The following is a 25,554-nucleotide window of genomic DNA, read 5'->3' on the forward strand; positions in this document are numbered from 1 at the left end:
GACTGCTGAAGTAAGCTTCAGGCAGTCTTCTTTGTGTTTTCTTTTCGAGGCGGCCCAAGGATATTTAAAAATAAGGAGAGGAATGCGAGTTTTTTCTACTTAAAATGATGCCCGCTAAAATTTCGCATAACGTCGTTATGCCTTCACGAAGCAATTCCTGACTGACGAACGAAAAACTTAATCGGATATGATGATTCTCATGTTCAACAGAGAAGCAGGAGGATCCCGGCAAAAAGGAAATTCCCTTTTTATTGGCTTCTGCTAGAACAAGATGCGATTGTACCCATTCCGGAAAGCTAAGCCACAGATTAAGTCCTCCTTGTGGCACCATCCAAGACACTTCTTTCGGGCAGCGCTCTGACAGAATTTCAAGCGCTAAATCGCGTCTTATTTTCAGTGTCGTTCTTAAGTTTTGCATATGACTTTCTACAATCGAAGGCTCGAGAAAAGGAAGCAGTATTTTTTGAGTCACCAATGGAGTACCTAAATCCGCGTTAGCTTTTGCAGCTAACACTCGCTTGAAAATAGAACCTGAAGCCGATAAAACGCCGATCCTACAGCCGGGTGCCAATATTTTACTCAATCCTTTTAAATAAATAACATGTCCATATTCATCCATGCTTTTAATTGGAGCAGGGGGGTGCTGATCATAATAGATTTCGCCCCAAGGATCGTCTTCGATAATAAGTGTTTGTGTATTTTGCGCCATTTCCAGAAGTTTCCTTCTTCGCTTATGGCTCATTAAGACACCGGTCGGATTATGAAAATTCGGAATCGTATAAATAAGTTTAGGATGATGTTTATCAAATAATTGCTGCAAAATATCCAAACGCATTCCTTCTTGGTCGAGAGGAACGGTTAGAATCGTAACGCCTCGATTTCGGAAAATATCGATAGCTCCGGGATATGTCGGAGCTTCAAGAATCACAACGTCCCCAGGACCTACGAATGTTCGAGCAATTAAGTCAATTCCTTGCTGCGAACCGTTCGTGACCAACAAATTTTCAATTTGCGTGTAAACGCCTAGACCGCTTAAATATTGCTGCATAGCGAGCCTAAGTTGTTGATCGCCCTGAGTATGACCGTATCGCGATAAAAAGGTTCCATCTTCTTGAATCAAGTGTTCAAACGCCGTTTTCAAATGTTGGTTAGGAAGCAATTCGGGATCGACCATGGAAGAAGCCAAGTGAATTTTTTGCGGCACATGATGAAATTGAGCGAGTTGGGAGCGCGGTAAATAATCCGGAACCGACAATTGCCAGTCCTGAGTTAATGGTTCTTCGATGCAGGCAGTCTCAATATCATTGTTTTTTTTACGGACAAATGTCCCGCTGCCTTGTACGGAATAAAGAAAATTTTGCTGCTCTAATTCGCGATATGCTTTGACTACTGTTAATAAACTGACATTAAGCTGCTTGGAGAGTACTCGAACAGAAGGCAATTTTTCACCTTCCTGCAGGAAACCGGATAAAATTTGATCAATCACGGCCAGCACAATTTGCCGAGTAATTGAAATCCCATTGTTTCGCTGAATATAGATGTGCATACGAAACCACCTCAAGTGTTATATCATCTAGTTGATTGTTATACATATAAGTCCTTTATAATGTCTACATTGTTTCATCATAACATAACACTTTAAGTGTTATTAGCGAAAAAAGGAGGAGAAGGATGAGATACTATGTAGTAGATGCTTTTGCGGAAAAGGTATTCGAAGGGAACCCTGCGGGCGTATGTATTTTGGAAGAATGGCTTCCGGAAGCAACGATGCAAAGCATCGCAACCGAAAATAATCTTTCTGAAACAGCATTCGCTGTTAAAGAAGGTGAAGATTATCGGTTAAGATGGTTCACACCGGCAGCAGAGATTGAGCTATGTGGACATGGGACTTTGGCTACTGCTTTTATTCTCGCTCAGTTTTATGAGCCAAACAGCAACAGGTTTGTTTTTCATACGTTAAGCGGGATCCTGACTGTTTTGAAAAAACAAAATCTGTTTGAATTGGATTTCCCGAATCGGCTTCCGGAATCTTTTGCTTTGACTCAGGATATGGTCGATGCGCTCGGAGTCACTCCTATAGAAACCTATTTAGGTCGTGATCTGATGTTTCTATTAGAAAACGAGGATCAAGTTCGTCAGTTAACCCCGGATTTTTCGAAGCTTAAACAGCTGCCAGATGGGCTAGGGGTCAATGTGACATCTCAAGGCAGTCAGTTCGACTTTGTCTCGCGAAGCTTTTTCCCAAAACTTAATGTCAACGAAGATCCGGTATGCGGTTCGGCTCATTGTAATTTGATTCCATTCTGGGCAGGACGATTAGGGAAGAACGAATTGGTGGCTCGGCAGGCGTCCCCTAGAGGAGGCACTTTGTATTGTCGTCTGGAAGGCGACAGAGTCGTGATGGGCGGTACAGCAGTTCTCTATGCTACATCTGAACTGCATCTCGATCACCTATAAAAAAGCCTGAACGGACTAAAATAGCAGTTCAGACCTTTTTTATTCGTATGTATTGAGTAAAGGAGTATCCTGAAATGAAATTGCATTATGGATGGATTGTACTATTTGCCACGTTCTTTGCGCTGTTTGCTGTCCAAGGCGTGCGATTGGCTTTTGGCGCATTTATTATTCCTTGGGAGAACGAATTTTCCCTGGACCGAAGTATGACTTCTTTGATTTCGACCGTCAGTTTTATCGTGTATGGCCTTTCTCAACCTGTTGTGGGACGACTAATCGATCGATATGGCGCGAGAATGATTGTGATAGGGAGCACGGCTTTAGTCGGAGTAAGCGTCATATTGACTGCTATGACTCAGCAATCATGGCAGTTATTTTTATTGTATGGTTTCTTTGTTTCCTTAGGCGTAGGGGGGAGCTTCCAATGTAGCAGCTGCAGCAATCGTGACGAAATGGTTTACAGCTAAGCGCGGTTTTGCTTTGGGGATCGTGGAAGCGGGTTTCGGAGTCGGGCAAATGATCATGGTTCCGGGCTCTCTTTTGCTCATTCAAGTTATGGGCTGGCGAGGGACGGTTGTCGTACTGGGATTGTTTTTATTGCTTTTAGTCGTGCCGGTGGTTGTTTTTTTATTACGAAATCAACCTGCTGATAAAAATCTTTCGCCGTATGGCGACGTCAATGAACAAGGCGATACCGTAGCTGAAAACAAAAATTCTTCCCCATGGAGTGTTTTTGCCGATTATAAGTTTTGGTTCATTATTATGCCATTCGTCATCTGCGGTTTTACAACTACGGGATTAATGGATACCCACTTGATTCCTTTCGCACATGACCATGGGTTCTCAACTCAAGTCACCGGGAGTGCGGTCAGTATCTTAGCCGCTTTTAACATTGCCGGCATCATACTGTTAGGATATTTGGCCGATCGCTGGAGCAGTCGTCGAATGCTGATTTTCCTTTATAGTGTTCGCAGTCTGTCTTTAATTCTTTTACTGGTCAGTCACGAACCGGTATTGCTTCTTATATTTGCGGCAGTATTTGGATTAGTCGATTTTGCAACAGTAGCGCCTACTCAACTGCTGGTTACCAAGCATTTCAACAAACATCGGGTAGGATTCATTATTGGATGGTTATTTTTGGGGCATCAGGTAGGTTCAGCTTTAGGGTCATATATTCCAGGGTTACTATATTCTCATCATAACAGCTATTCCAGCGCATTTTACGCGGCTATTTTTCTTCTGGTTTTGGCCGTTATAATGACTTATCTATTACCCAAGAAAGAACTTGCTTCCTAACTTCAATACTTCATTTTCAGGAGAATATTCATGAAGCAAACCGTGGATTTTATAAAAATGAAGCAGCGCGAAGAAAAAATCGTTGTGCTGACTGCCTATGATTATCCTTCTGCTAAGCACGCAGAACAGGGTAGCGTAGATATCATTTTGGTTGGCGATTCTCTCGGGATGGTGGTACTGGGTTACGATTCCACCGTCCCGGTTACGCTTGAAGATATGATTCATCATACTAAAGCAGTTAAACGAGGGGCAAAGAACACATTTATTATGGCGGACATGCCCTTTCTAAGTTATCACCTTACGGTGAAGGACACCTTAATCCATGCCGGCCAATTGGTCCAAGAAGCCGGTGCCCATGCTGTAAAACTGGAAGGAGCCGGTGAGGTTATCGAACATATTGCTGCATTGACGAGAGCCGGAATTCCTGTCTGTGCCCATTTGGGCCTGACGCCGCAGTCTGTCGGTGTCTTAGGTGGCTATAAAGTGCAGGGGAAAGATGCCCGATCTGCTCAACGTCTTCTGGAAGATGCGAGAAAGTGCGAAGCTGCCGGTGCCTTTGCTTTATTGTTGGAATGCGTGCCGAAGCAGCTGGCTGAAAAGGTTGCCAAGTCCTTGACTATACCTGTAATCGGGATCGGAGCTGGCTTGAATGTGGATGCTCAAGTTCTCGTTTACCATGATATTTTAGGCTACGGTGTTGAACGTGTGGCCAAGTTTGTGAAGTCTTATCAAAAACTAGATGCTTCTATATCAGAATCCATTCAGGCCTATGCAGCAGATGTGCGAACCAAACAATTTCCTGAAGAAATCCATTCGTTCAACATGAAGGAAGAGGAATTAAAAAGAGTTTATGGAGGCAAGGAATAAAACAAGCAGTGATTTGTGAAGGGTAACCGGTTTTGAAATTGAAAAATGAGAAGTTAAGGAACAGCAGTGCCAAACAGGCACTGCTGTTGTTAGTTTCACCTGTTCTAAAAAGTATACTTTTAGGAACGGTTCTAAATTAGTTTATTTCACGTTCCAAAATGTTTGTAAATTATTATTGGAACGTTTCAATATTAATTCCCCCTTTTGGAACTGAAAGGGGGAGGCATCATATAGTAGAAATGAAGAATAGAAAATTCGAAAGTATGAGCAGTAAAGTAATAGAACTGATTTTGATAACTTGGTTATTAATTGGTGTAATTTTCATGTAGTAATCAGCAAATCTAAATGATATATTATTTATCCGGCCGTAAGATAGGCTGTGATGTAATATTTAGATGGACTTCAAAAATTCAAAGGATCACCTGTGAGGTATTATTTACCAGTAGTATGAATCGCCAAAGTATGATATATTAATATTCCGGGTGTTGATATGTCCGGAAATGCTTGATCTTTGAAAACTGAACAACGAGTGAGTAAAACGATTTTGTTCGCAAAATCAAACAAGAGATATTTTTATCTCGTCAGTTTCAAAATGAGCTTATCGCTCTTTTCTATAAACCAACTTCGGTTGGTCTTTAATGGAGAGTTTGATCCTGGCTCAGGACGAACGCTGGCGGCGTGCCTAATACATGCAAGTCGAGCGGGGTTGTTTAGAAGCTTGCTTCTAAACAACCTAGCGGCGGACGGGTGAGTAACACGTAGGCAACCTGCCCACAAGACAGGGATAACTACCGGAAACGGTAGCTAATACCCGATACATCCTTTTCCTGCATGGGAGAAGGAGGAAAGACGGAGCAATCTGTCACTTGTGGATGGGCCTGCGGCGCATTAGCTAGTTGGTGGGGTAAAGGCCTACCAAGGCGACGATGCGTAGCCGACCTGAGAGGGTGATCGGCCACACTGGGACTGAGACACGGCCCAGACTCCTACGGGAGGCAGCAGTAGGGAATCTTCCGCAATGGGCGAAAGCCTGACGGAGCAACGCCGCGTGAGTGATGAAGGTTTTCGGATCGTAAAGCTCTGTTGCCAGGGAAGAACGTCTTGTAGAGTAACTGCTACAAGAGTGACGGTACCTGAGAAGAAAGCCCCGGCTAACTACGTGCCAGCAGCCGCGGTAATACGTAGGGGGCAAGCGTTGTCCGGAATTATTGGGCGTAAAGCGCGCGCAGGCGGCTCTTTAAGTCTGGTGTTTAATCCCGAGGCTCAACTTCGGGTCGCACTGGAAACTGGGGAGCTTGAGTGCAGAAGAGGAGAGTGGAATTCCACGTGTAGCGGTGAAATGCGTAGATATGTGGAGGAACACCAGTGGCGAAGGCGACTCTCTGGGCTGTAACTGACGCTGAGGCGCGAAAGCGTGGGGAGCAAACAGGATTAGATACCCTGGTAGTCCACGCCGTAAACGATGAATGCTAGGTGTTAGGGGTTTCGATACCCTTGGTGCCGAAGTTAACACATTAAGCATTCCGCCTGGGGAGTACGGTCGCAAGACTGAAACTCAAAGGAATTGACGGGGACCCGCACAAGCAGTGGAGTATGTGGTTTAATTCGAAGCAACGCGAAGAACCTTACCAGGTCTTGACATCCCTCTGACCGGTCTAGAGATAGGCCTTTCCTTCGGGACAGAGGAGACAGGTGGTGCATGGTTGTCGTCAGCTCGTGTCGTGAGATGTTGGGTTAAGTCCCGCAACGAGCGCAACCCTTATGCTTAGTTGCCAGCAGGTCAAGCTGGGCACTCTAAGCAGACTGCCGGTGACAAACCGGAGGAAGGTGGGGATGACGTCAAATCATCATGCCCCTTATGACCTGGGCTACACACGTACTACAATGGCCGGTACAACGGGAAGCGAAATCGCGAGGTGGAGCCAATCCTAGAAAAGCCGGTCTCAGTTCGGATTGTAGGCTGCAACTCGCCTACATGAAGTCGGAATTGCTAGTAATCGCGGATCAGCATGCCGCGGTGAATACGTTCCCGGGTCTTGTACACACCGCCCGTCACACCACGAGAGTTTACAACACCCGAAGTCGGTGGGGTAACCCGCAAGGGAGCCAGCCGCCGAAGGTGGGGTAGATGATTGGGGTGAAGTCGTAACAAGGTAGCCGTATCGGAAGGTGCGGCTGGATCACCTCCTTTCTATGGAGAATCGTTTCCTGTAATGGAAACATTCAAATCAGCAGGTACATGTACCTGCGACCGGATATTCAATTCGGTTCATCACGTTTGTGTGAATGAAATGAATATCCTTAACTTACTCACTCGTTGCTCAGTTTTGAGAGCTCAAACTCTCAACATACTGCATGAATATCATCTACTCGTTTGAGTTAGACCGATATTCACACAGGCTACAGTTTCGATGAAACTGTATTGCACCTTGAAAACTGGATACCGAAACGAAATTGCGTTTTAGAATATTCCTTTAAGCTGATCTTGTGTAAACAAGTGAAATAAAGGTAGCTGCTTTGAATTTCATTCACACGTAAGTGTTGAACCGAAATTCAAAGCGAATCGTATTTACGATGTAAATACTAGGTTAAGCTACAAAGAGCACACGGAGGATGCCTAGGCGCCAGGAGCCGACGAAGGACGTGGCGAACAACGATAAGGCCTCGGGGAGCTGTAAGCAAGCTTTGATCCGGGGATGTCCGAATGGGGAAACCCGGCTGTCTTCATCGACAGTCACTTTCTGCTGAATACATAGGCAGAATAGAGGCAGACCAGGGGAACTGAAACATCTAAGTACCCTGAGGAAGAGAAAACAATAGTGATTCCGTCAGTAGCGGCGAGCGAACGCGGATTAGCCCAAACCAAGGAGCTTGCTCCTTGGGGTTGTGGGACGTCTCACATGGAGTTACAAAGGAACCGGTTAGATGAAGAGGTCTGGAAAGGCCCGCCAGAGAAGGTAAAAGCCCTGTAGTTCAAAACTTGTTCTCTCCGAGACGGATCCCGAGTAGTGCGGGGCACGTGAAACCCCGTATGAATCCGGCAGGACCATCTGCCAAGGCTAAATACTCCCTGGCGACCGATAGTGAAGCAGTACCGTGAGGGAAAGGTGAAAAGCACCCCGGAAGGGGAGTGAAATAGATCCTGAAACCGTGTGCTTACAAGAAGTCAGAGCCCGATCTATGGGTGATGGCGTGCCTTTTGTAGAATGAACCGGCGAGTTACGTTCCCGTGCAAGGTTAAGGTGAAGAGCTGAAGCCGCAGCGAAAGCGAGTCTGAATAGGGCGAATGAGTACGTGGACGTAGACCCGAAACCGGGTGATCTACCCCTGTCCAGGGTGAAGGTGCGGTAACACGCACTGGAGGCCCGAACCCACGCATGTTGAAAAATGCGGGGATGAGGTGGGGGTAGCGGAGAAATTCCAATCGAACCCGGAGATAGCTGGTTCTCCCCGAAATAGCTTTAGGGCTAGCCTCGGAAATAGAATCGTGGAGGTAGAGCACTGATTGGGTGCGGGGCCCGCAAGGGTTACCAAGCTCAGTCAAACTCCGAATGCCATAGATTTAGTTCCGGGAGTCAGACAGTGAGTGCTAAGATCCATTGTCGAAAGGGAAACAGCCCAGACCATCAGCTAAGGTCCCCAAGTGTGTGTTAAGTGGGAAAGGATGTGGAGTTGCACAGACAACCAGGATGTTGGCTTAGAAGCAGCCACCATTGAAAGAGTGCGTAATAGCTCACTGGTCGAGTGACTCTGCGCCGAAAATGTAACGGGGCTAAACACACCACCGAAGCTATGGCTTGATGCTTGCATCAGGGGTAGGGGAGCGTTGAATGCGGGTTGAAGGTGTACCGTAAGGAGCGCTGGACTGCATTCAAGTGAGAATGCCGGTATGAGTAACGAAAAGATCTGTGAGAATCAGATCCGCCGAAAGCCTAAGGGTTCCTGAGGAAGGTTCGTCCGCTCAGGGTAAGTCGGGACCTAAGGCGAGGCCGATAGGCGTAGTCGAAGGACAACAGGTCGAAATTCCTGTACCACCGTAATCCGTTATGAGCGATGGGGTGACGCAGTAGGGTAGTGACGCGGACTGATGGATGTCCGTCTAAGCAGTGAGGCTGGTGTGTAGGCAAATCCGCACATCGTTAAGGCTGGGCTGTGATGGGGAGCGAAAATTATAGTAGCGAAGGTCATGATCTCAGACTGCCAAGAAAAGCCTCTAGCCAGGAGAAGGTGCCCGTACCGCAAACCGACACAGGTAGGCGAGAAGAGAATTCTAAGGCGCGCGGAAGAACTCTCGTTAAGGAACTCGGCAAAATGACCCCGTAACTTCGGGAGAAGGGGTGCCTCGGTAGGGTGAATAGCCCGAGGGGGCCGCAGTGAAAAGGCCCAAGCGACTGTTTAGCAAAAACACAGGTCTGTGCGAAGCCGCAAGGCGAAGTATACGGGCTGACGCCTGCCCGGTGCTGGAAGGTTAAGGGGAGTGGTAAGCCTTCGGGCGAAGCTATGAACCGAAGCCCCAGTAAACGGCGGCCGTAACTATAACGGTCCTAAGGTAGCGAAATTCCTTGTCAGGTAAATTCTGACCCGCACGAATGGCGTAACGACTTGGGCGCTGTCTCAACGAGAGATCCGGTGAAATTTTAATACCTGTGAAGATGCAGGTTACCCGCGACAAGACGGAAAGACCCCATGGAGCTTTACTGCAGCTTGATATTGAATTTGGGTACGATCTGTACAGGATAGGTGGGAGCCGTAGAACTTTGAGCGCCAGCTTGAAGGGAGGCATCCTTGGGATACCACCCTGATCGTATCTAGGTTCTAACTTGGTACCGTGATCCGGTGCGAGGACAGTGTCAGGTGGGCAGTTTGACTGGGGCGGTCGCCTCCTAAAGAGTAACGGAGGCGCCCCAAGGTTCCCTCAGAATGGTTGGAAATCATTCGAAGAGTGCAAAGGCAGAAGGGAGCTTGACTGCGAGACCTACAAGTCGAGCAGGGACGAAAGTCGGGCTTAGTGATCCGGTGGTACCGCATGGAAGGGCCATCGCTCAACGGATAAAAGCTACCCTGGGGATAACAGGCTTATCTCCCCCAAGAGTCCACATCGACGGGGAGGTTTGGCACCTCGATGTCGGCTCATCGCATCCTGGGGCTGAAGTAGGTCCCAAGGGTTGGGCTGTTCGCCCATTAAAGCGGTACGCGAGCTGGGTTCAGAACGTCGTGAGACAGTTCGGTCCCTATCTGTCGTGGGCGTAGGAAATTTGAGAGGAGCTGTCCTTAGTACGAGAGGACCGGGATGGACGTACCGCTGGTGTACCAGTTGTTCCGCCAGGAGCACCGCTGGGTAGCTATGTACGGAAGGGATAAGCGCTGAAAGCATCTAAGCGTGAAGCCCCCCTCAAGATGAGATTTCCCAGTATGTAAGACCCCTTGAAGACGACGAGGTAGATAGGTTGGGGGTGGAAGTGCAGTAATGCATGGAGCTGACCAATACTAATCGGTCGAGGGCTTATCCTAAGAATAAAACGCAAATGAGTTTCGGATCCAGTTTTCAGGGTGTAACCTTGAAGGTATGTACAAGTGACATACGACAAGCGCATGGCTATTCATTCACACGATAAGTGATGAACCGAATAACCGTACAGTAGAATTTACGATGTAAATTCATGTTTGGTGGCGATAGCGGAGGGGTTCCACACGTACCCATCCCGAACACGACCGTTAAGCCCTCCAGCGCCGATGGTACTTGGACCGCAGGGTCCTGGGAGAGTAGGACGCCGCCAAGCAACCCCATAATGGGGATTTTTTTTCGCCTATCAGGCTATTGATTATACATACAAAATTAAATTTTTAGATGGGGCTATAGCTCAGTCGGTAGAGCACCTGACTTTTAATCAGGGTGTCGAAGGTTCGAGTCCTTCATGGCTCCCATTGTATTCATGCGCGTGTGGCGGAATTGGCAGACGCACTAGACTTAGGATCTAGCGTCATTGACGTGGGGGTTCAAGTCCCTCCACGCGCATCTTGTTTTTGCGGACGTGGCTCAGCGGTAGAGCATCGCCTTGCCAAGGCGAGGGTCGCGGGTTCGATTCCCGTCGTCCGCTCCACTTATTAGTCCCCTTAGCTCAGCTGGATAGAGCGTTTGACTACGAATCAAAAGGTCGGGAGTTCGAATCTCTCAGGGGACGCCATTAACTTCATAAGCCGGTGTGGCGGAATTGGCAGACGCGCGCGACTCAAAATCGTGAGGGAAACCGTGGAGGTTCGAGTCCTCTCACCGGCATCTATTTCGGGATGTAGCTCAGCTTGGTAGAGCACCTGGTTTGGGACCAGGGGGTCGTGTATTCAAATCGTGTCGTCCCGATAAATTAATGGCGGGTGTAGTTCAATGTAGAACTCCAGCCTTCCAAGCTGGTAGCGTGGGTTCGATTCCCATAACCCGCTTTATATAGATGAAAAAGAAGAGATGGCTTATTTTTATGCCATCTCTTCTTTTTTACTTTTAAACTATTCCTATCCACATGACAACCAGTAGAAACTCCAAGGCAATCTCCTCCGTTCCTTTGCGTTATTAACATACATAGGCAACTTCCAGAATTCTTATTTTCTGATCTCCTCCATATACTTAAGTTTCAGTTCGCAGTTCAGTTCTTGAAGGAAATATCAGCATGCAGACAGAAAATCTCATCAGAAATTGCCCCACCTCCTGCACCCCGCAACCTAACTTTGTTATCGGCGAGAGAAGCAACCGCTCCAGATCCAGACCTTCAATCTGCTTAACTATCGGTCAATGGGCTTTGAGCGAAGCGCTGACCGAGTCATCTTCGTCTGAGAAGCAGCCAGTACACCCCGCTCTGATCCCGGACCTCGAACAGGGTCACTACTTCAACAGTTGAAGATATCCGATCCGGGTAACGAAGAAGTCGCTCGGGTGGTGCCGAGCACATAGGCTTCGTACTCATTTGGTTTACGTATGCGGGTATTCCCCTTCCATGCAGAGGGGCTTTCCCAAACAAACATGGCCTAACGGCCACCATCATGAATGAAAATGTCTTGGCTTGTGAATCTGAACCTCCTTAATGGAAGTACAGGGCACAGGCCGAGATTTTTTTGGTAGGACATACTCTGAGTCCTTAATTTCCCGACCTCAAGGAACTATAGGCAGCATCGTATTGTCTCGCTGGTCGAATATTTAAAGCGGTGTTGGTGAATACCAGTCTATGTGAACACTATTTAACAAACTAACTAACAAATTCGCCATTCAAATCTTCTCTTGAATCGATTTTGGTGAAATGTGGACTCCTGCTGTTAGGGCGTAAAGAGAGAAGAGGAGGAATAGAAATTGTCGTATCTGGTTGATTTTAAAGATGTGTCTACGGTTGGTTTAGAGTCTTCACCTGTAGCAGAAGCGCTTGCGGGTTTACGTGCTAATGAAGCCCGTTATTTTATGAATAAATACAAGTATGAATTTACGGTTGTACCCGCTAGCGAAAGCCAGGAGAGCCTTGATTATGTGAACCGAATTTTGATAGAAGAACGTGATAATGCGTTTGCGGCTAAACCTTTAGAAACGTCGCGTTTTCAAGTGGAAAATATCCAATTCACCTACGTTTTTTATGAGGATGGTCTTGCAATCAATGTCATGTATACGGTGGATGACTCTAAAAAGCGGGCCGTTGGTTTTAAGCTTTCTGAGGGGATGGAGGTACCAAAAGAGTTAGAAGAGAAGTTTAAGTTTGCTAGGCAGGAGTCTAAACTAGCTGGAACAATCCGGGGCTTCTTTTGTAATTAAAGGACAATATTAAAGTAAGCAAAAGCGCAAACGGAGGAATCCATCCCCTTATTCTCTTTGCAAAAAAATGTGAAATCAAAGAAAGGGCTATCCCGCAAAAGGATGGCCCTTTCTTTGAAGGAATGATGAAAAGCAATTTTGATTGAGAAAATGCTAGAAATAATAGGGAAAGATACCGCTTATCATATGATTATCATATAGGAAGATCGCGGGTAGTCTCTGATAAGGAGGCTATTTTTCGAGAACTTGCCCTTCAGCCAACGTGGTGAACCATACCATAAGTAAAGACGAAAAATTTTCTTGGGGGAAGTGACCTAACAATACGATTAGCCAGAATAGTTCGATGCGAATGAAGATAACAACACTCAGTGTGGTATACATTCGTGTTGATCTCGTGTTTTAATATCCAAACTTCTATTTCATACATGTTGTTGCTAGTCTATGTCTTGCTTCGCTTTTCTCAAGTGCTTTATTAAGCGGCCCATGATCGATTCTCGGTCTCGCCTCCAATCAGTTGTTGAAGTAGTGAGACTGTTCGAGGTCGTGGATTAGTGCAGGCTGCACAGGCCGCCATCCCAGAAGTTCCTGAGTTGCAACGCTTGATCTCGGGATATCGAGCGCTGCAAGTGTACTGAGGAAGCCGAAGTGGGTGTCTGCTTCTTCACGTGAAATGCTGACTACAGGCACGTTCAGGTGTTTACCGATAACACTTGCGATGTCGCGAAATGGCACTCCTTCATCTGCGACCCCATTTAGTCGTGAACCGGCGGGTGCCTTTTCTAACGCAAGGCGGTATAGATGTGCAGCGTCAAGGCGGTGCACAGCCGGCCAACGGTTGGTCCCCTCTTCCACATAGGCTGAGAAGCCCTTCGTTTTGGCGATGTTGATCAGTCTCGGCAAAAATCCTGTGTCACCCTCACCGTGTACCGAAGGACAAAGCTCTACGATTGAACGAAAATTTCGAGTCCTAGCGGGCCTAGGCTCCTTTTTGCAGCATCCGGAATTTGCCGAAGCAGGAACAGCCGGGATTTTCGAGCCATGGGTTGTTGTGAACCGCGAGCTTATGAACCGAGCCGTCGTCCGCGGTGAAATTCCCGCTCACGCGGACATTGAGATGGCTTGTCAGGTCATTACTTCAATGGCTTCCTTTCGCGGACTCATCCAGCGCAAACCGTTCGACAAGCCTTTCTTCACAGTGCTAATCGATGGCATTCTACTGCCTGCACTCAAAAACCCGCAAACAGCTCCAAATATCATGGACAGATGATGACCAGGCGCTTACCAGAAGAATCTACAAGGTGGATCAATCACAGAAATGATTCAACTAACGGGAAACGATATTTGAATTTAGAACAGGGAGCACACTGCCACTGTGAGGTACAAAAAAAGACCCAAATGTGACTTTGGTTGACGCAATGAAGGATGATTTAAATTATGTAATCATACTGAAATAGTGTTGTGGTTTGTGGTATAACATCACCCTACTAAACACCCAATATTCTAAAAATGGTTTTTAGTCTAGCGAATAACCGGCTATTCGTCCATGCCTAAAATAAACAACTCACGTACACTGAACCATATTTATAGGGAGGTGTCGTTGTTGAGTTGTCTGGATAAAAAAAAACGTGCAAAAAGAAAACTACAATTGTTTGCCATCCAAAAGAAAAGAAAAAAGAAACGGTTGAGTTGTCTGGATAAAAAAAAATCGTGCAAAAAGAAAACCGCAATTGTTTGCCATCCAAAAGGGAAAAAAAAGAAACGACGTCTTCTAGTTATTAAAAAAATAGTGCGGGTACCGTGTCCCCCACCTAAAGGTCAGCAATTACTTCAAGGACTTGCGGGAGCAATTGCAGAAGCTGGACCTCAAGGACTTGCAGGAGCACTTGGCCCCCAAGGATTGGCAGGGCTTGCAGGAGCGATAGGCGCACTTGGTCCCGAAGGACTTGCAGGAGCACTTGGCCCCCAAGGACTTGCAGGGATTGCAGGAGCAATTGGCGCACTTGGCCCCGAAGGACTTGCAGGAGCACTTGGCCCCCAAGGATTGGCAGGGATTGCAGGAGCGATAGGCGCACTTGGCCCCGAAGGACTTGCAGGAGCACTTGGTCCTCAAGGACTTGCAGGGATTGCAGGAGCACTTGGGGCGCTTGGCCCTCAAGGACTTGCAGGAGCACTTGGTCCCCAAGGACTGGCAGGGATTGCAGGAGCGATAGGTGCACTTGGCCCCGAAGGACTTGCAGGAGCACTTGGCCCACAGGGACTTGCAGGGATTGCAGGAGCAATTGGCGCAGCTGGATTGGCAGGACCAGCAGGACCAGCAGGGCCAGCGGGACCAGCAGGAGCAGCAGGACCAGCAGGACCAGCAGGGCCAGCGGGACCAGCAGGAGCAGCAGGGCTAACAGGTCCAGCAGGAGCAACAGGAGCAGCAGGAGCAACAGGAGCAGCAGGACCAGCAGGTGGAGTATTAGGCTTTGCAGATTTCTTTGCCTTGATGCCTCCTGATAATGCAGCAACTGTTGCTCCCGACACGGACGTGAGTTTTCCGCAAGATGGTCCAATCAGTGGGACTGCAATTACCCGTATAAATGCGAGTTCTTTTAACTTGGCTACAATTGGCACTTATCAGGTTTTGTTTCAGGTAGGTGTAAACGAACCGGGTCAACTCATTTTAACACTCAACGGCGCTGACCTGGCTTATACGGTGGTCGGGCGTGCAACAGGTACTTCTCAAATAGTAGGAATGGCTCTTGTACAAACAACGGTCATTAATTCAGTACTCACAGTGCGAAATCCTGCTGGCAATGCCGCGGCACTCACGATCACTCCATTAGCTGGAGGAACAAGACCAGTTTCCGCGCACCTTGTTATTACGCAGGTTGCATAGAGGGAAAGAAATGCAGTATTTTTCGATAATAATGCCAATATCAAATAGAGGCCGCCCTCAATATTTCTGCGGTGCAATAATTTGGTAAGGGGACATTGTGCTCCTACGACATAAATGTATTGCTTTGTAGCGATCACCGCCGACAGGGGCGTTTCTCCAGACATCTGTGATGGGGGACGTCCCTTCTTTGATAAATGTATTAAACTAAGCGTACACGATAGTTCAATAAATACATTGATACCGTAAACGAAAAAAGAGGAGTAGATTTCCTTAGGGCATCTACTCCATACTTCTAACGGTTATTGTTAAATTGTTGGTTCTTTTGGCGTAATCAAAACCTACGGGTGATCTTTTGAAAGAGGGTTAGATATCGAGTTTACGGCTACCGATCCATTTCACCATGTCAGGATCGCGATGTGAAAAGAACAGGCTCTGTTTCGTATCTAACGTAGTAATCGACTCCATATCCTCTTGGCTTAACTCAAAGTCAAAGATATCGAAGTTTTCGATAATTCTTTCTTTACGAACAGACTTTGGAATCACAACAACTTCTCTTTGTGTCAACCAGCGTAAAACCACCTGAGCAACGGATTTATTATACTTTTCAGCTATGGCTGCCAATATCTCATGCTGGAACAAGTTATTTTTCCCTTCAGCAAAAGGCGCCCAGGATTCGATCTGAACGTTATTCTCTTTCATGAATTTTGCATTTTCAATTTGCTGATTGAATGGGTGCGTTTCAACCTGGTTTACGGCAGGAACTACTTCATTATGAATAATCAAATCGATCAGGCGATCCTCATGGAAGTTACTAACGCCGATTGCACGGACCTTTCCTTCACGATACAATTCCTCCATAGCGCGCCAAGAACCAAATACATCTCCATATGGCTGGTGAATTAAATACAAATCCAAATAATCCAACTGCAATCTTTCCAGTGATTTTTCAAATGCCTTTTTTGTACGCTCATAACCAGTATCCTGAACCCAAAGTTTCGTAGTGATAAATAACTCCTCTCTTGTCACGCCACTTCGATTAATCGCTCTGCCAACTGCTTCTTCATTTAAATAAGAGGCAGCGGTATCTATCAACCGATAGCCTGCCATAATAGCGTCATAAACACTTTGTTCACATTCATTTGCATCTTGGATCTGATAAACACCAAAACCGAGTATAGGCATCTCAACACCATTGTTCAAAGTTACTTTTTGCATATAAAATCCTCCAGTATTTTTAATTATTATGTGTAAATCAACTACAATCCATATTCATAACAGACACCCACTTCACATCCTTATTATGCACCAGATGACAAAGCGATCGTTATCCCGTTCGTGCCAAATGTTTGCCTAATCCTCTCACTACCACCTACAACTTAATTTAATTCGGGGTTCAACTAACGGAAAACGATAGTTAAATTTAGAACAGGGAGCACACTGCCGCGGCGAATGCTCCCTCTTTCATTGAAGTAACAGGCAGATTGGTGCAATATCCGTCAAAATTAAATACACAAAAAAATTGACTTCGAGTGTACTCGAAGCCGTAGACTATCTTCTAAGATCAAGCATGAACTTTTGACGCTGATTTGATATGTTCCGGTATATCGTACTTTTCTCCACATTCTGGGTTATTGTTAACTGGATTCCAGGTATCGTCTAATTGACCAGCCAAAACACTTTCGTAGTAAGCCTTCTTCTCTTTTATGTGCATTAATTGAAGGTTGTACTCATGGATCTTCGCTTCTAGTTCTTTTTCTTGTTTTACAACAAGCTCAGCCCTTTCAGGAATCGTCTCATCACCTTGCAAACACATAGCAATGTAATGTTTGACTTCTGAAATCGGCAATCCTGAAATACGAAAGCAATGCACCATTCGCAACCAATCCAGATCATGTTCAGAGAATAAGCGATTGTTTCTGCCGTCTCTCGAAACGAAAGGTATTAATTGTTGGTCATCATAGTAACGGATCGTATGTTTTGTAAGGCCAGTTATTTCAGATACATCTTTTACCGTATATTTTGGTTCATGTAATGTCTGATTCAAAATTTCGAACCTCCCTGCTATTGACTTCGAGTTACTCGAATACTTTATGATGTCATTTTACCAATGTTGTGAGCGCTCATCAACTGGTAATCTCCTCTGGGAATGCGAATAAATGCTTTAACTTAAGACAACAATTACTACAGTTTATAAATGAATAACTAGAAAGAGGTTAGAAAATGAACGCAAAATATAACAAACTATTTGAATCCTTTACACTCAAAAATGGAATCGACCTTAGAAATCGAGTCATTATGGCGCCTATGACAACTTGGGCCAGTAATGACGATTACACGATTTCAGATGAAGAAGTAAATTATTATAAAAAAAGAGTGAACGGTGTAGGTTTGGTTATAACAGGCTGTACGCATGTCCAACCAAACGGTATAGGTTTTACGCATGAATTTGCAGGCTATGACGATACATTTATTCCAAGTTTACGAAAATTAGCCGATGCGGCGAAAAGTGGAGGAGCTCCTGCGGTACTTCAAGTTTTCCACGCAGGCAACAAAGCACTTCCGACCTTAACTCCAAATGGAGATGTGGTAAGTTCCAGTGCTGTACAGACTGAAGCTACGGCATTTGCTCCTTCCGTTTTACCGAGAGCACTTTCACATGATGAGATCATGGAAGTAATTCGTGCATTTGGAGAAACAACAAGACGAGCCATTGAAGCAGGATTTGATGGCGTTGAAATTCATGGTGCACATGGATTTTTGCTGCAAAACTTCTTTTCTCCATTCTTCAACAGACGTGAGGATCAATGGGGAGGTTCTTTAGAAAATCGCTTGCGCTTTCCGTTGGCGGTTATTCAAGAAATGAAAAATGTGATTCGAAAATTTGCAACAAAACCGTTTATATTGGGTTACAGGCTTTCTCCTGATGAACCAATTGAAGGTGGTCTGCGAATGAAAGATACCTATACATTAATTGATCACCTGATTGAAGAAGGTGTCGATTATGTGCATGCTTCACTCGTAAATGCGCTCTCGTTAAAGCCGTTCGATAGTCAGGATGAAAAAACATATCTTGAATTAATTATAGAACATGTAAATGGCAGATTGTCTGTAATGGCAGCTGGTGCTATGGACACTCCGGATGACGTTGTAACGGCTTTAGATAAGGGGCTGTCCTTAGCGGCTATTGGTCATACGTTAATCATGAATCCAGACTGGGTAGAAAAGGTTCAAAGTGGACAAGAGTCTGAAATCCAAACAGCGATAAAGGCTTCAAAAGTTGGTAAGCTTGAGCTTCCGGAAAAACTTTGGGGTGTCATCCAAGCTTCAGGTCCATGGTTTCATATCGAAGAATAACATTTTTATTGTTATCACGTTTTCATCAAGAAAGGATGTGAATTATATGTAAAATATTCAAGATAAGGTTGTCATTATTACAGGTGCCTCAAGTGGAATTGGAGAAGCGACTGCAAAAGAACTTGCCTCTAAAGGTGCGAAGCTGGTACTGGCCGCTCGTCGTGAAGCTCGTTTGCAAAAGCTGCAAGAAGCAATTCAAAATAATGGCGGGCAAGCTGTTTATAAAGTGACGGATGTTTCCTCACATGAGCAGATGGAAGAGTTAGCGGATTATGCGCTTAAAGAGTTTGGAAAAATAGACGTAATGGTCAATAATGCAGGAGTCATGCCGTTATCCCCTGTTCATGAAAAGAAAATCAAAGAATGGGATTTGATGGTGGATGTTAACATAAAGGGTGTACTTTATGGTATTGCTGCCGTTCTTCCAACCATGAGAGAAAGAAGAGAAGGGCATATCATTAACGTTTCCTCTATAGCAGGGCACTTAGTATTCCCTGCTAGTTCAGTTTATAGTGGTACAAAGTTTGCTGTGCGTGCCATTACAGAAGGCCTTCGTAGAGAAGAGTGTATCAACAATATTCGAACGACTATTGTCTCGCCAGGATCGATTGATACAGAATTAACAGCAGCAATTTCAAACTCAGAGTTAAAAACAGCAATTAATGAGGATATGAAAATTGCTATCGAGCCTTCTAACATTGCTCGTGCCATAGCATTTGCAATTGAGCAGCCAGCCGATGTAGCAATTAATGAGATGATTATTCGTCCAACAATTCAAGAACTATAAAATAGAAAAATCATGTGATTTGTTGATACTGCCCTAAAAATAGATTTTGGGGCAGTATTTATATTTGTACGGTTTACATGCCTCTTGCTATGGGATAGATATGATTTGTTAGCTCTATAAAATGGGGGTTGCCCAATACAAAGCATACCATTGGAATCAGCCCAGTCGATAGATGCTTTCAGCAGATTTTTCCCCATACCCTATCCCCAAAATTCTTTACATACGCAGACTCCAAATTCTACCTTAGGAGCGAATCTATCTTAATAAATACCCTCGCATCTGGAAAACCCAACGTATCGATTCCCCACTACAGCAGCTCAAAATAAATTCTCGATTTTATAGTGTCCGTTTGTATAATCTGATCACACCCCGATGTATCTAAAAATGCCTCCTTGCTCTCTATCTAAATTTCTTTCTCTCCATCATCTGTAATCATAATTTAGATAAATCTGTCGTAGCTTGGTTGATTGCCGATCTAACAGTATCCCTCTATTAGGTTGAAATCCTATATAAATCGGTTGAAAATGTTGATTTTACCAATGGACAAGGATTTGTACAATAGAGTTGTAACGCTTACATTTCCAAGGAGGTTGCGGCGAAATGAAGAGACTTCAGGTGATTGGCAAGCAAATCAGGACCCCGAGATCCAAAAGGAGGCCGTGTTGATGAAATTTAAGGGAATATTGGCGGCATTTTTGTTTTTAACCACAGCGTCTGTGTTGTTTGGGACGCATACGGCAGAGGCCCATGAACTATCCAATGACAAGCTGACGATTCAGACAGGTGAGCACGGTGAAATTTCATCCATACGTATCAAGGGAGATGCTTTCCCGACAGAGTACGTGATGAACGCAACGGTTACACCTGAGCAGAACACCGCAGATCATCAGTGGCTAGGGGAGCTGATGTTCACGTACCGCTTGGATGGAGGCAGCTGGACGAAGGCATGGACGAACAAGTCGGCAGACGCACGTAAGATCACAACCAGTGGTAACCGTGTCACTGTCACGTACGAGAACTCTACTAACGCAGAAGGCATACGCAATTTTAAAGTCATTGAAACGTATTCGGCAGAGTCGAATGGTTCAGTGTTGTGGAATATACAGGTGCAGAATACAAGTGAAAAAAAACTGGAGATTGGCGATTTCGGTTTGCCTCTGCCTTTTAATGAGCAGTGGACCAACGGTGATGCGATCTACGAAACTAGAGTGGTGACGCATTCCTTTGTCGGCAATAACAGCTCCTATATTACAGCTGGGCGTCCCAGCGGCATTGGTTCTTCCCTGCTGCTGATTCCTGATTCCACAACAGGTGCGGGTTTTGAATATCAGGATCACTGGCGGGATGAGGAGCATCCGGGCAGCAAATGGGCCTGGAATCCAGCCAACGAAGGCAAATGGCTGGAAGGACTCAATGTATTTTATATTCATTCCAATGTCATCAAGTCCACGAATCGGGGGTATTTGCCCAATACAAGCCTGATCCTGAATCCTGGTCAAAGCAAAAACTATGGTTTCAAGTTTCTGGCGGTGAAGGACGAGCATGATGTAAAAGATACGTTGTACCAAGAAAACTTGGTGGATACAACAGTCGTACCCGGCATGATCGTGCCTACGAATCAAAAAGCGAAGGTGGACCTGCGCTCCAAGCAGGCGATCAGCAAAGTAACCTATCCAGACGGAACCGTTATTCCGCAGACAGATAGCAAGGCCGGAGGACATTACATTTATGAACTGAAATTTACTAAGCTGGGCCCGAACTTCATAACGGTAGAATACGGCAACGGCAACAAAACGGTGTTACAGTTCTATGCCATCGAGCCGATTGATCAGGCGTTGCAACGGCATGCTACATTTATGGTCGACAAAACCCAATGGAATGTACCGGGTGATCTGCGCGACAAGGTATTTGACGATTGGATGATGCATACCAAATCCAAACGCAACATTTTTAACGGCTATTGGGGTTGGGGAGACGATTGGGGTCTGACCCACGGACAGTTCCTGGCTGAGAAAAACACACTGTCTCCAGTCGCCAAAGAGGTGCGGGCAGTAGACGATTATTTGGAGACGGCGATCTGGACAAATCTGATGAACGGACATCATGAGGATTATTTAATTCATGATTTCTTGATGCCAGAGCCTAATGATACACCGACCTATCGAGGGTATGCGTATCCGCACGTATACAACACGTATTTCAGCATGTACAAGATTGCCAAGGAATACCCGGATCTTGTCACTTACAAGCATCCAAAGGAAACCTATTTGCTGCGGGCGTATAACATTTTCAAAGCATTGTATGAAGGGCCAGTCGCGTACAACTGGGAAACAGGTTTGATGGGCGAACTGACCACACCGGATATTATTCAGGCACTTCATGATGAAGGCTATGATGATGAAGCGAATGATCTCAAGGAAAAAATGGATCGTAAATATAACAATTTTAAAAATACAAAGTATCCTTACGGTTCTGAATACAGCTATGACAATACAGGGGAAGAGGCTGTATATACGTTAGCCAAGCAGAATATAGATACAGAGGGCGAGCAAAGTAAAGCCCTGGAAATGATGAGTAAAATTAATGCCAAAACCCGTGCGGCACGCGGTCATATGCCCGTATGGTACTACTACACCGATCCGGTGACGATTACCGGGGAGAACTGGTTTAACTTCCAGTACACGACTTCGCTTGCCGGATATGCGATGGATGACTGGATTCGCCATCATGAGGACAATCACCGTGAGGAACAACAGCGGTTGTCCTATGCAGCTAAAATTGCCAATGTTGGAGCGATTAACTCCGGGCAAATCAGCTCCGACCCTGAAAACATCGGGGCGGTCGCATGGACGTATCAAGCGGAAAAAGGCAATAACGGCACGAACGGCACTGGCGGCGGTAAAAATGTTCCGCTCTTTAACGGCTGGCGCGGCATGAGCGGTGAGGCTGATCTCGGATTGTTCGGTGCGCTCAAAACATTAAGTGCTGATATCGCGATTGATCCTATTTTTGGATTGACGGGCTACGGTGCAGAGGTGAGCAAAAGCGGCAACGTGTATACGATCAAGCCACTGGACGGCCTGTTCAAGCGGGTCAATCTGATCACGGAAAAGCTGTATATCGAGCTGGAAAAGGACCAATATACAGAAGCCAAGTTGGCAACATCCAAGGATTATGTATGGTTCCAACTGAAAAATCAAACGCCGGGCCAAGCCCATTCCACGTACGTTACATTTGACGGTTTGAAGAAAGGAACGTATCTGGTTAAAGTGGGCGGTCAATCGCAAGGAAAGTTTAATGCGTATGCGACCACCAACAAACTTAAGTTGGAGATTGGTACAGCATCCTCCTATACGGTAGAGCTGACACCGACCACACCTGATCCGAACAAAGCACCTATCGTGGATGCTGGCAAAGATTCGAAGGTAAAGCTGCCGGATCAGATCATTCTGAAAGGCACGGCTACGGATGATGGACTTCCACAAGGTAAGGTAACAAACGAGTGGAGTCTGGTCGAAGGACCACAGGACGCAAAGGTCACATTTAGTAACAAAACATCGCTGCGCACAAAGGTGGATGTTTCCGAGCCAGGAACGTATGTGTTCAAGCTGACAGCCAGCGATTCTCAGTTGTCAGCGGAGGCTAAAGTAACGGTGGTAGCTGAAGCGGCGGCTCCGTTACTTGAACAGCTTGCAGTTTACAAGTTTGATGAAACAAGCGGTTCTATAGTTGCGGATTCATCGGACAGTGGCAATGATGCTGCCGTGAAGGGAACGGCTGCATGGGCTGCGGGTAAAACAGGCAATGCTGTCAGCCTGAACGGCAAGGACAGCTATGTGCAGCTTCCGGCGGGTATTGTCAGTCGGACACAGCAATTGACCGTATCCGGCTGGGTCAAAGCGAACAGCCTGAGCGATTATGTGCGGATTTTTGACTTTGGCTCCGGGACGAATGAATATATGTTCCTGACGCCTAAAGCAGGAAATACCATGCTGTTTGCCATTACCAACCAAGGCAACGGGCAGGGACAGGAGCAGACGATTGAAGGCCCTGTACTGCCAACAGGCGTATGGAAGCATGTTGCGGTCACGCTTTCGGGTTCCACAGGTATTTTATACGTGGATGGAAAAGAAGTGGGACGCAATACCAACCTGACCTTGAATCCTACCAGTCTGGGTCAGACCAAAAATAATTTCATCGGCAAATCTCAGTACCCTGATCCGTACTTCAATGGTCTGGTGGATGAATTCCGTATCTACAGCCGTGCTTTGAATGCAACCGAGGTGGCAGGACTGGCCTCTGGTACAGCACAGAATCTGGCGGCAACTGAGAAAATCACGGCTTTAAAAGAAGTAAACGTGACGACTCGTGCGGGTGAAAAACCCGAACTGCCAAGCGTCGTGGAAGCTACGTATGGAGAAGGCTCCACCAAATGGGTGGCTGTGGAATGGGAGGATATAGACCCTGCACAATATGCTGCTCCAGGTTCGTTTGAGTTGAAGGGTAAAGTAGAAGGGACAGAGTTAAAGGCAATTGCGAAGGTAACTGTGATTGAGGCTGGGGCTGCGGATTCATCGGTAACACCGGTTAGTCCGGAGAATTCAGTAACCCCGCCAACTACGACACCCTCGGTAACATCTGCCTTACCGCTTCGGCCTGTTAGCTCCGTTAAATCAGCGGGGGTATCCTGAATGGGAGGCAACAACGCATAGTTATGAGTAACCTTTCCCATCGTCACTTTCCTCCTGTAAAGGGGAGAGTGGCGGTGGGTATCCTTGCATTTGGAGTGCAAAGCTGCGAACAAAAATGTGAATGGGGGAAAAAGTATGAGCAAGATTACATTTCTGGGTGCAGGCAGTACGGTATTTGCTAAAAATGTGCTTGGCGATTGTATGTTGACGCCTGCTTTGCAGGGCTTTGAGTTGGCGTTGTTCGATATTGACCCCGTAAGGCTGAAAGATTCGGAAAATATTTTATCTAATTTGAAAAAAACAACAGGGAGTACCTGTGTGATTCGCTCCTACACTGATCGCAAGGAAGCACTACGTGGGGCGACCTATGTGGTAAATGCCATCCAGGTAGGCGGCTATGATCCGTGTACAATTACGGATTTTGAAATTCCTAAAAAATACGGCCTGCGCCAAACGATTGCCGATACGGTTGGTATTGGCGGTATTTTCCGCAATTTACGTACGATTCCGGTGATGCTCGATTTTGCGGCAGATGTGCGCGAGGTGTGCCCGGATGCATGGTTTCTCAACTACACAAATCCGATGGCTGTGCTGACGAATGTGATGAACGTTTATGGCGGTGTCCGTACGGTAGGGCTGTGTCATAGCGTGCAGGCGTGTATACCGGAACTGTTTAAAAGCCTCGGGCTGGAGCAGGAAGGTGTAAAGGCAAAAATCGCAGGCATTAATCATATGGCGTGGCTGCTCGAAGTGAGCAAGGACGGTGTGGATTTGTATCCTGAGATTAAAAAACGAGCCGCCGCTAAGCAACAGGAAAAGCATCATGATATGGTGCGCTTTGAAATGATGCTAAAATTCGGCTATTACATTACGGAATCGTCCGAGCATAATGCGGAGTATCATCCGTATTTTATCAAACGGGCATACCCTGAGCTGATTGAGCGCTTCAATATTCCTTTGGATGAATACCCGCGCCGCTGTGTGAGCCAGATTGCACGATGGGAAACGATGCGTGAAGAGCTTTTGGGTAATCAGGATCTGCGTCATGAACGGTCAAACGAGTATGCCTCTTATATATTTGAGGCGATCGAAACGAATCAGCCTTTTGCCATTGGCGGCAATGTGATGAACACAGGCTTAATTACCAATCTGCCGAAGGAAGCCTGTGTGGAGGTACCTTGTCTGGTGAATCGTAACGGGGTTACGCCAACCTTTGTCGGGGATTTGCCACCCCAATGCGCTGCGCTGAACCGGACGAATATTAATACCCAGCTGTTAACGATTGAAGCTGCAATCACCGGGAAAAAGGAGCACATTTATCATGCTGCTATGTTGGACCCGCACACGTCCGCAGAGTTGTCCATGGATGATATCGTTTCTCTGTGTGATGACCTAATTGCAGCCCACGGGACATGGCTCCCAGCCTATGTGTAAGGGA

General features: G+C 46.2%; 12 protein-coding genes, 7 tRNA genes, 3 rRNA genes and 2 pseudogenes. 20 read left to right on the forward strand and 4 right to left on the reverse strand.

Features of this window, described 5'->3' with window-relative positions; all coding sequences use genetic code 11:
* Nucleotides 1-64: 64 nt before the first annotated feature.
* Nucleotides 65-1,546, reverse strand: a complete 1,482-nt coding sequence (gene pdxR, locus NSQ58_RS18785; RefSeq protein ID WP_339201514.1) for a MocR-like pyridoxine biosynthesis transcription factor PdxR — start codon at nucleotides 1,544-1,546, stop codon at nucleotides 65-67.
* A 125-nt stretch (nucleotides 1,547-1,671) separates the two neighbouring features.
* Here pdxR and NSQ58_RS18790 point away from each other — a divergent pair, with 125 nt between their 5' ends.
* The 14 genes and pseudogenes from NSQ58_RS18790 to NSQ58_RS18855 all read left to right on the forward strand — a co-directional run bounded on the left by NSQ58_RS18790 (nucleotide 1,672) and on the right by NSQ58_RS18855 (nucleotide 12,416).
* Entirely contained in the window at nucleotides 1,672-2,457 is a 786-nt protein-coding gene (locus tag NSQ58_RS18790; RefSeq protein WP_023987233.1) for a PhzF family phenazine biosynthesis protein, read from the forward strand.
* 74 nt (nucleotides 2,458-2,531) lie between these two features.
* Nucleotides 2,532-3,750, forward strand: a pseudogene (locus NSQ58_RS18795) (MFS transporter).
* 30 nt (nucleotides 3,751-3,780) lie between these two features.
* Nucleotides 3,781-4,617: a 3-methyl-2-oxobutanoate hydroxymethyltransferase gene (panB, locus tag NSQ58_RS18800; protein WP_076295756.1), complete on the forward strand. Its 837-nt coding sequence runs from the start codon at nucleotides 3,781-3,783 to the stop codon at nucleotides 4,615-4,617.
* Nucleotides 4,618-5,252: 635 nt separating this feature from the next.
* Nucleotides 5,253-6,808 (forward strand): 16S ribosomal RNA (locus NSQ58_RS18805).
* 395 nt (nucleotides 6,809-7,203) lie between these two features.
* A 23S ribosomal RNA gene (locus tag NSQ58_RS18810) occupies nucleotides 7,204-10,128 on the forward strand.
* A 152-nt stretch (nucleotides 10,129-10,280) separates the two neighbouring features.
* Nucleotides 10,281-10,397 (forward strand): 5S ribosomal RNA (gene rrf, locus NSQ58_RS18815).
* The 16S, 23S and 5S rRNA genes sit together here with 7 tRNA genes alongside, the layout of an rRNA operon.
* 70 nt (nucleotides 10,398-10,467) lie before the next feature.
* Nucleotides 10,468-10,541 (forward strand) — tRNA-Lys (locus tag NSQ58_RS18820).
* An 11-nt stretch (nucleotides 10,542-10,552) separates the two neighbouring features.
* Nucleotides 10,553-10,633 (forward strand) — tRNA-Leu (locus NSQ58_RS18825).
* 10 nt (nucleotides 10,634-10,643) lie between these two features.
* Nucleotides 10,644-10,718: transfer RNA gene (locus NSQ58_RS18830), tRNA-Gly, on the forward strand.
* Between the two features lie 7 nt (nucleotides 10,719-10,725).
* Nucleotides 10,726-10,802 (forward strand) — tRNA-Arg (locus tag NSQ58_RS18835).
* Nucleotides 10,803-10,814: 12 nt separating this feature from the next.
* Nucleotides 10,815-10,894 (forward strand) — tRNA-Leu (locus NSQ58_RS18840).
* 7 nt (nucleotides 10,895-10,901) lie between these two features.
* Nucleotides 10,902-10,975: transfer RNA gene (locus NSQ58_RS18845), tRNA-Pro, on the forward strand.
* A gap of 10 nt (nucleotides 10,976-10,985) precedes the next feature.
* Nucleotides 10,986-11,055, forward strand: a tRNA-Gly gene (locus NSQ58_RS18850).
* A gap of 898 nt (nucleotides 11,056-11,953) precedes the next feature.
* Nucleotides 11,954-12,416: pseudogene (locus NSQ58_RS18855) on the forward strand (phage tail protein).
* A gap of 497 nt (nucleotides 12,417-12,913) precedes the next feature.
* Here the strand turns inward: NSQ58_RS18855 and NSQ58_RS18860 are convergent.
* The gene (locus NSQ58_RS18860) at nucleotides 12,914-13,303 is read right to left on the reverse strand and encodes a hypothetical protein (protein ID WP_226887791.1); all 390 of its coding nucleotides are present in this window, start codon (nucleotides 13,301-13,303) and stop codon (nucleotides 12,914-12,916) included.
* Between NSQ58_RS18860 and NSQ58_RS18865 the strand changes: the two genes are divergently transcribed.
* Nucleotides 13,284-13,670, forward strand: a complete 387-nt coding sequence (locus NSQ58_RS18865) for a TetR-like C-terminal domain-containing protein (protein ID WP_341058540.1) — start codon at nucleotides 13,284-13,286, stop codon at nucleotides 13,668-13,670. The genes NSQ58_RS18860 and NSQ58_RS18865 overlap by 20 nt on opposite strands.
* Nucleotides 13,671-14,003: 333 nt before the next feature.
* Entirely contained in the window at nucleotides 14,004-15,284 is a 1,281-nt protein-coding gene (locus tag NSQ58_RS18870; RefSeq protein ID WP_445671677.1) for a collagen-like protein, read from the forward strand.
* 363 nt (nucleotides 15,285-15,647) lie between these two features.
* Here the strand turns inward: NSQ58_RS18870 and NSQ58_RS18875 are convergent, their stop codons facing one another.
* Together NSQ58_RS18875 and NSQ58_RS18880 are read right to left on the reverse strand one after the other, a co-directional pair.
* Entirely contained in the window at nucleotides 15,648-16,499 is an 852-nt protein-coding gene (locus NSQ58_RS18875) for an aldo/keto reductase (RefSeq protein WP_023987239.1), read from the reverse strand.
* A 346-nt stretch (nucleotides 16,500-16,845) separates the two neighbouring features.
* Nucleotides 16,846-17,328, reverse strand: coding sequence for a MerR family transcriptional regulator (locus tag NSQ58_RS18880; protein WP_023987240.1), 483 nt, complete (start codon nucleotides 17,326-17,328; stop codon nucleotides 16,846-16,848).
* Nucleotides 17,329-17,504: 176 nt separating this feature from the next.
* Between NSQ58_RS18880 and NSQ58_RS18885 the strand changes: the two genes are divergently transcribed.
* The 4 genes from NSQ58_RS18885 to NSQ58_RS18900 all read left to right on the forward strand — a co-directional run bounded on the left by NSQ58_RS18885 (nucleotide 17,505) and on the right by NSQ58_RS18900 (nucleotide 25,550).
* Nucleotides 17,505-18,638 carry an NADH-dependent flavin oxidoreductase gene (locus NSQ58_RS18885; RefSeq protein WP_341058004.1) on the forward strand — a complete coding sequence of 378 codons (1,134 nt, stop codon included), beginning with the start codon at nucleotides 17,505-17,507 and terminating at the stop codon, nucleotides 18,636-18,638.
* Nucleotides 18,639-18,693: 55 nt separating this feature from the next.
* A complete protein-coding gene (locus NSQ58_RS18890) occupies nucleotides 18,694-19,425 on the forward strand; it encodes an SDR family oxidoreductase (protein WP_341058545.1) in 732 nt (243 codons plus the stop codon).
* Nucleotides 19,426-20,090: 665 nt separating this feature from the next.
* On the forward strand, nucleotides 20,091-24,116 hold the full coding sequence (locus tag NSQ58_RS18895) for a DUF5695 domain-containing protein (RefSeq protein ID WP_341058005.1): 4,026 nt from the start codon (nucleotides 20,091-20,093) through the stop codon (nucleotides 24,114-24,116).
* Nucleotides 24,117-24,251: 135 nt separating this feature from the next.
* Nucleotides 24,252-25,550, forward strand: a complete 1,299-nt coding sequence (locus tag NSQ58_RS18900) for an alpha-glucosidase/alpha-galactosidase (protein WP_069079686.1) — start codon at nucleotides 24,252-24,254, stop codon at nucleotides 25,548-25,550.
* Nucleotides 25,551-25,554: the final 4 nt, after the last annotated feature.

This window comes from Paenibacillus sp. FSL M7-0134 (assembly GCF_038007865.1).
Lineage (GTDB): Bacteria > Bacillota > Bacilli > Paenibacillales > Paenibacillaceae > Paenibacillus > Paenibacillus polymyxa_B.

Bases quoted from the DNA above. Each gene is read 5' to 3' on its own strand.
- pdxR (WP_339201514.1), bottom strand. From the start codon at position 1,546: ATGCACATCTATATTCAGCGAAACAATGGGATTTCAATTACTCGGCAA.
- NSQ58_RS18790 (WP_023987233.1), top strand. From the start codon at position 1,672: ATGAGATACTATGTAGTAGATGCTTTTGCGGAAAAGGTATTCGAAGGG.
- panB (WP_076295756.1), top strand. From the start codon at position 3,781: ATGAAGCAAACCGTGGATTTTATAAAAATGAAGCAGCGCGAAGAAAAA.
- NSQ58_RS18865 (WP_341058540.1), top strand. From the start codon at position 13,284: ATGTTGATCAGTCTCGGCAAAAATCCTGTGTCACCCTCACCGTGTACC.
- NSQ58_RS18875 (WP_023987239.1), bottom strand. From the start codon at position 16,499: ATGCAAAAAGTAACTTTGAACAATGGTGTTGAGATGCCTATACTCGGT.
- NSQ58_RS18885 (WP_341058004.1), top strand. From the start codon at position 17,505: ATGAACGCAAAATATAACAAACTATTTGAATCCTTTACACTCAAAAAT.
- NSQ58_RS18895 (WP_341058005.1), top strand. From the start codon at position 20,091: ATGAAATTTAAGGGAATATTGGCGGCATTTTTGTTTTTAACCACAGCG.
- NSQ58_RS18900 (WP_069079686.1), top strand. From the start codon at position 24,252: ATGAGCAAGATTACATTTCTGGGTGCAGGCAGTACGGTATTTGCTAAA.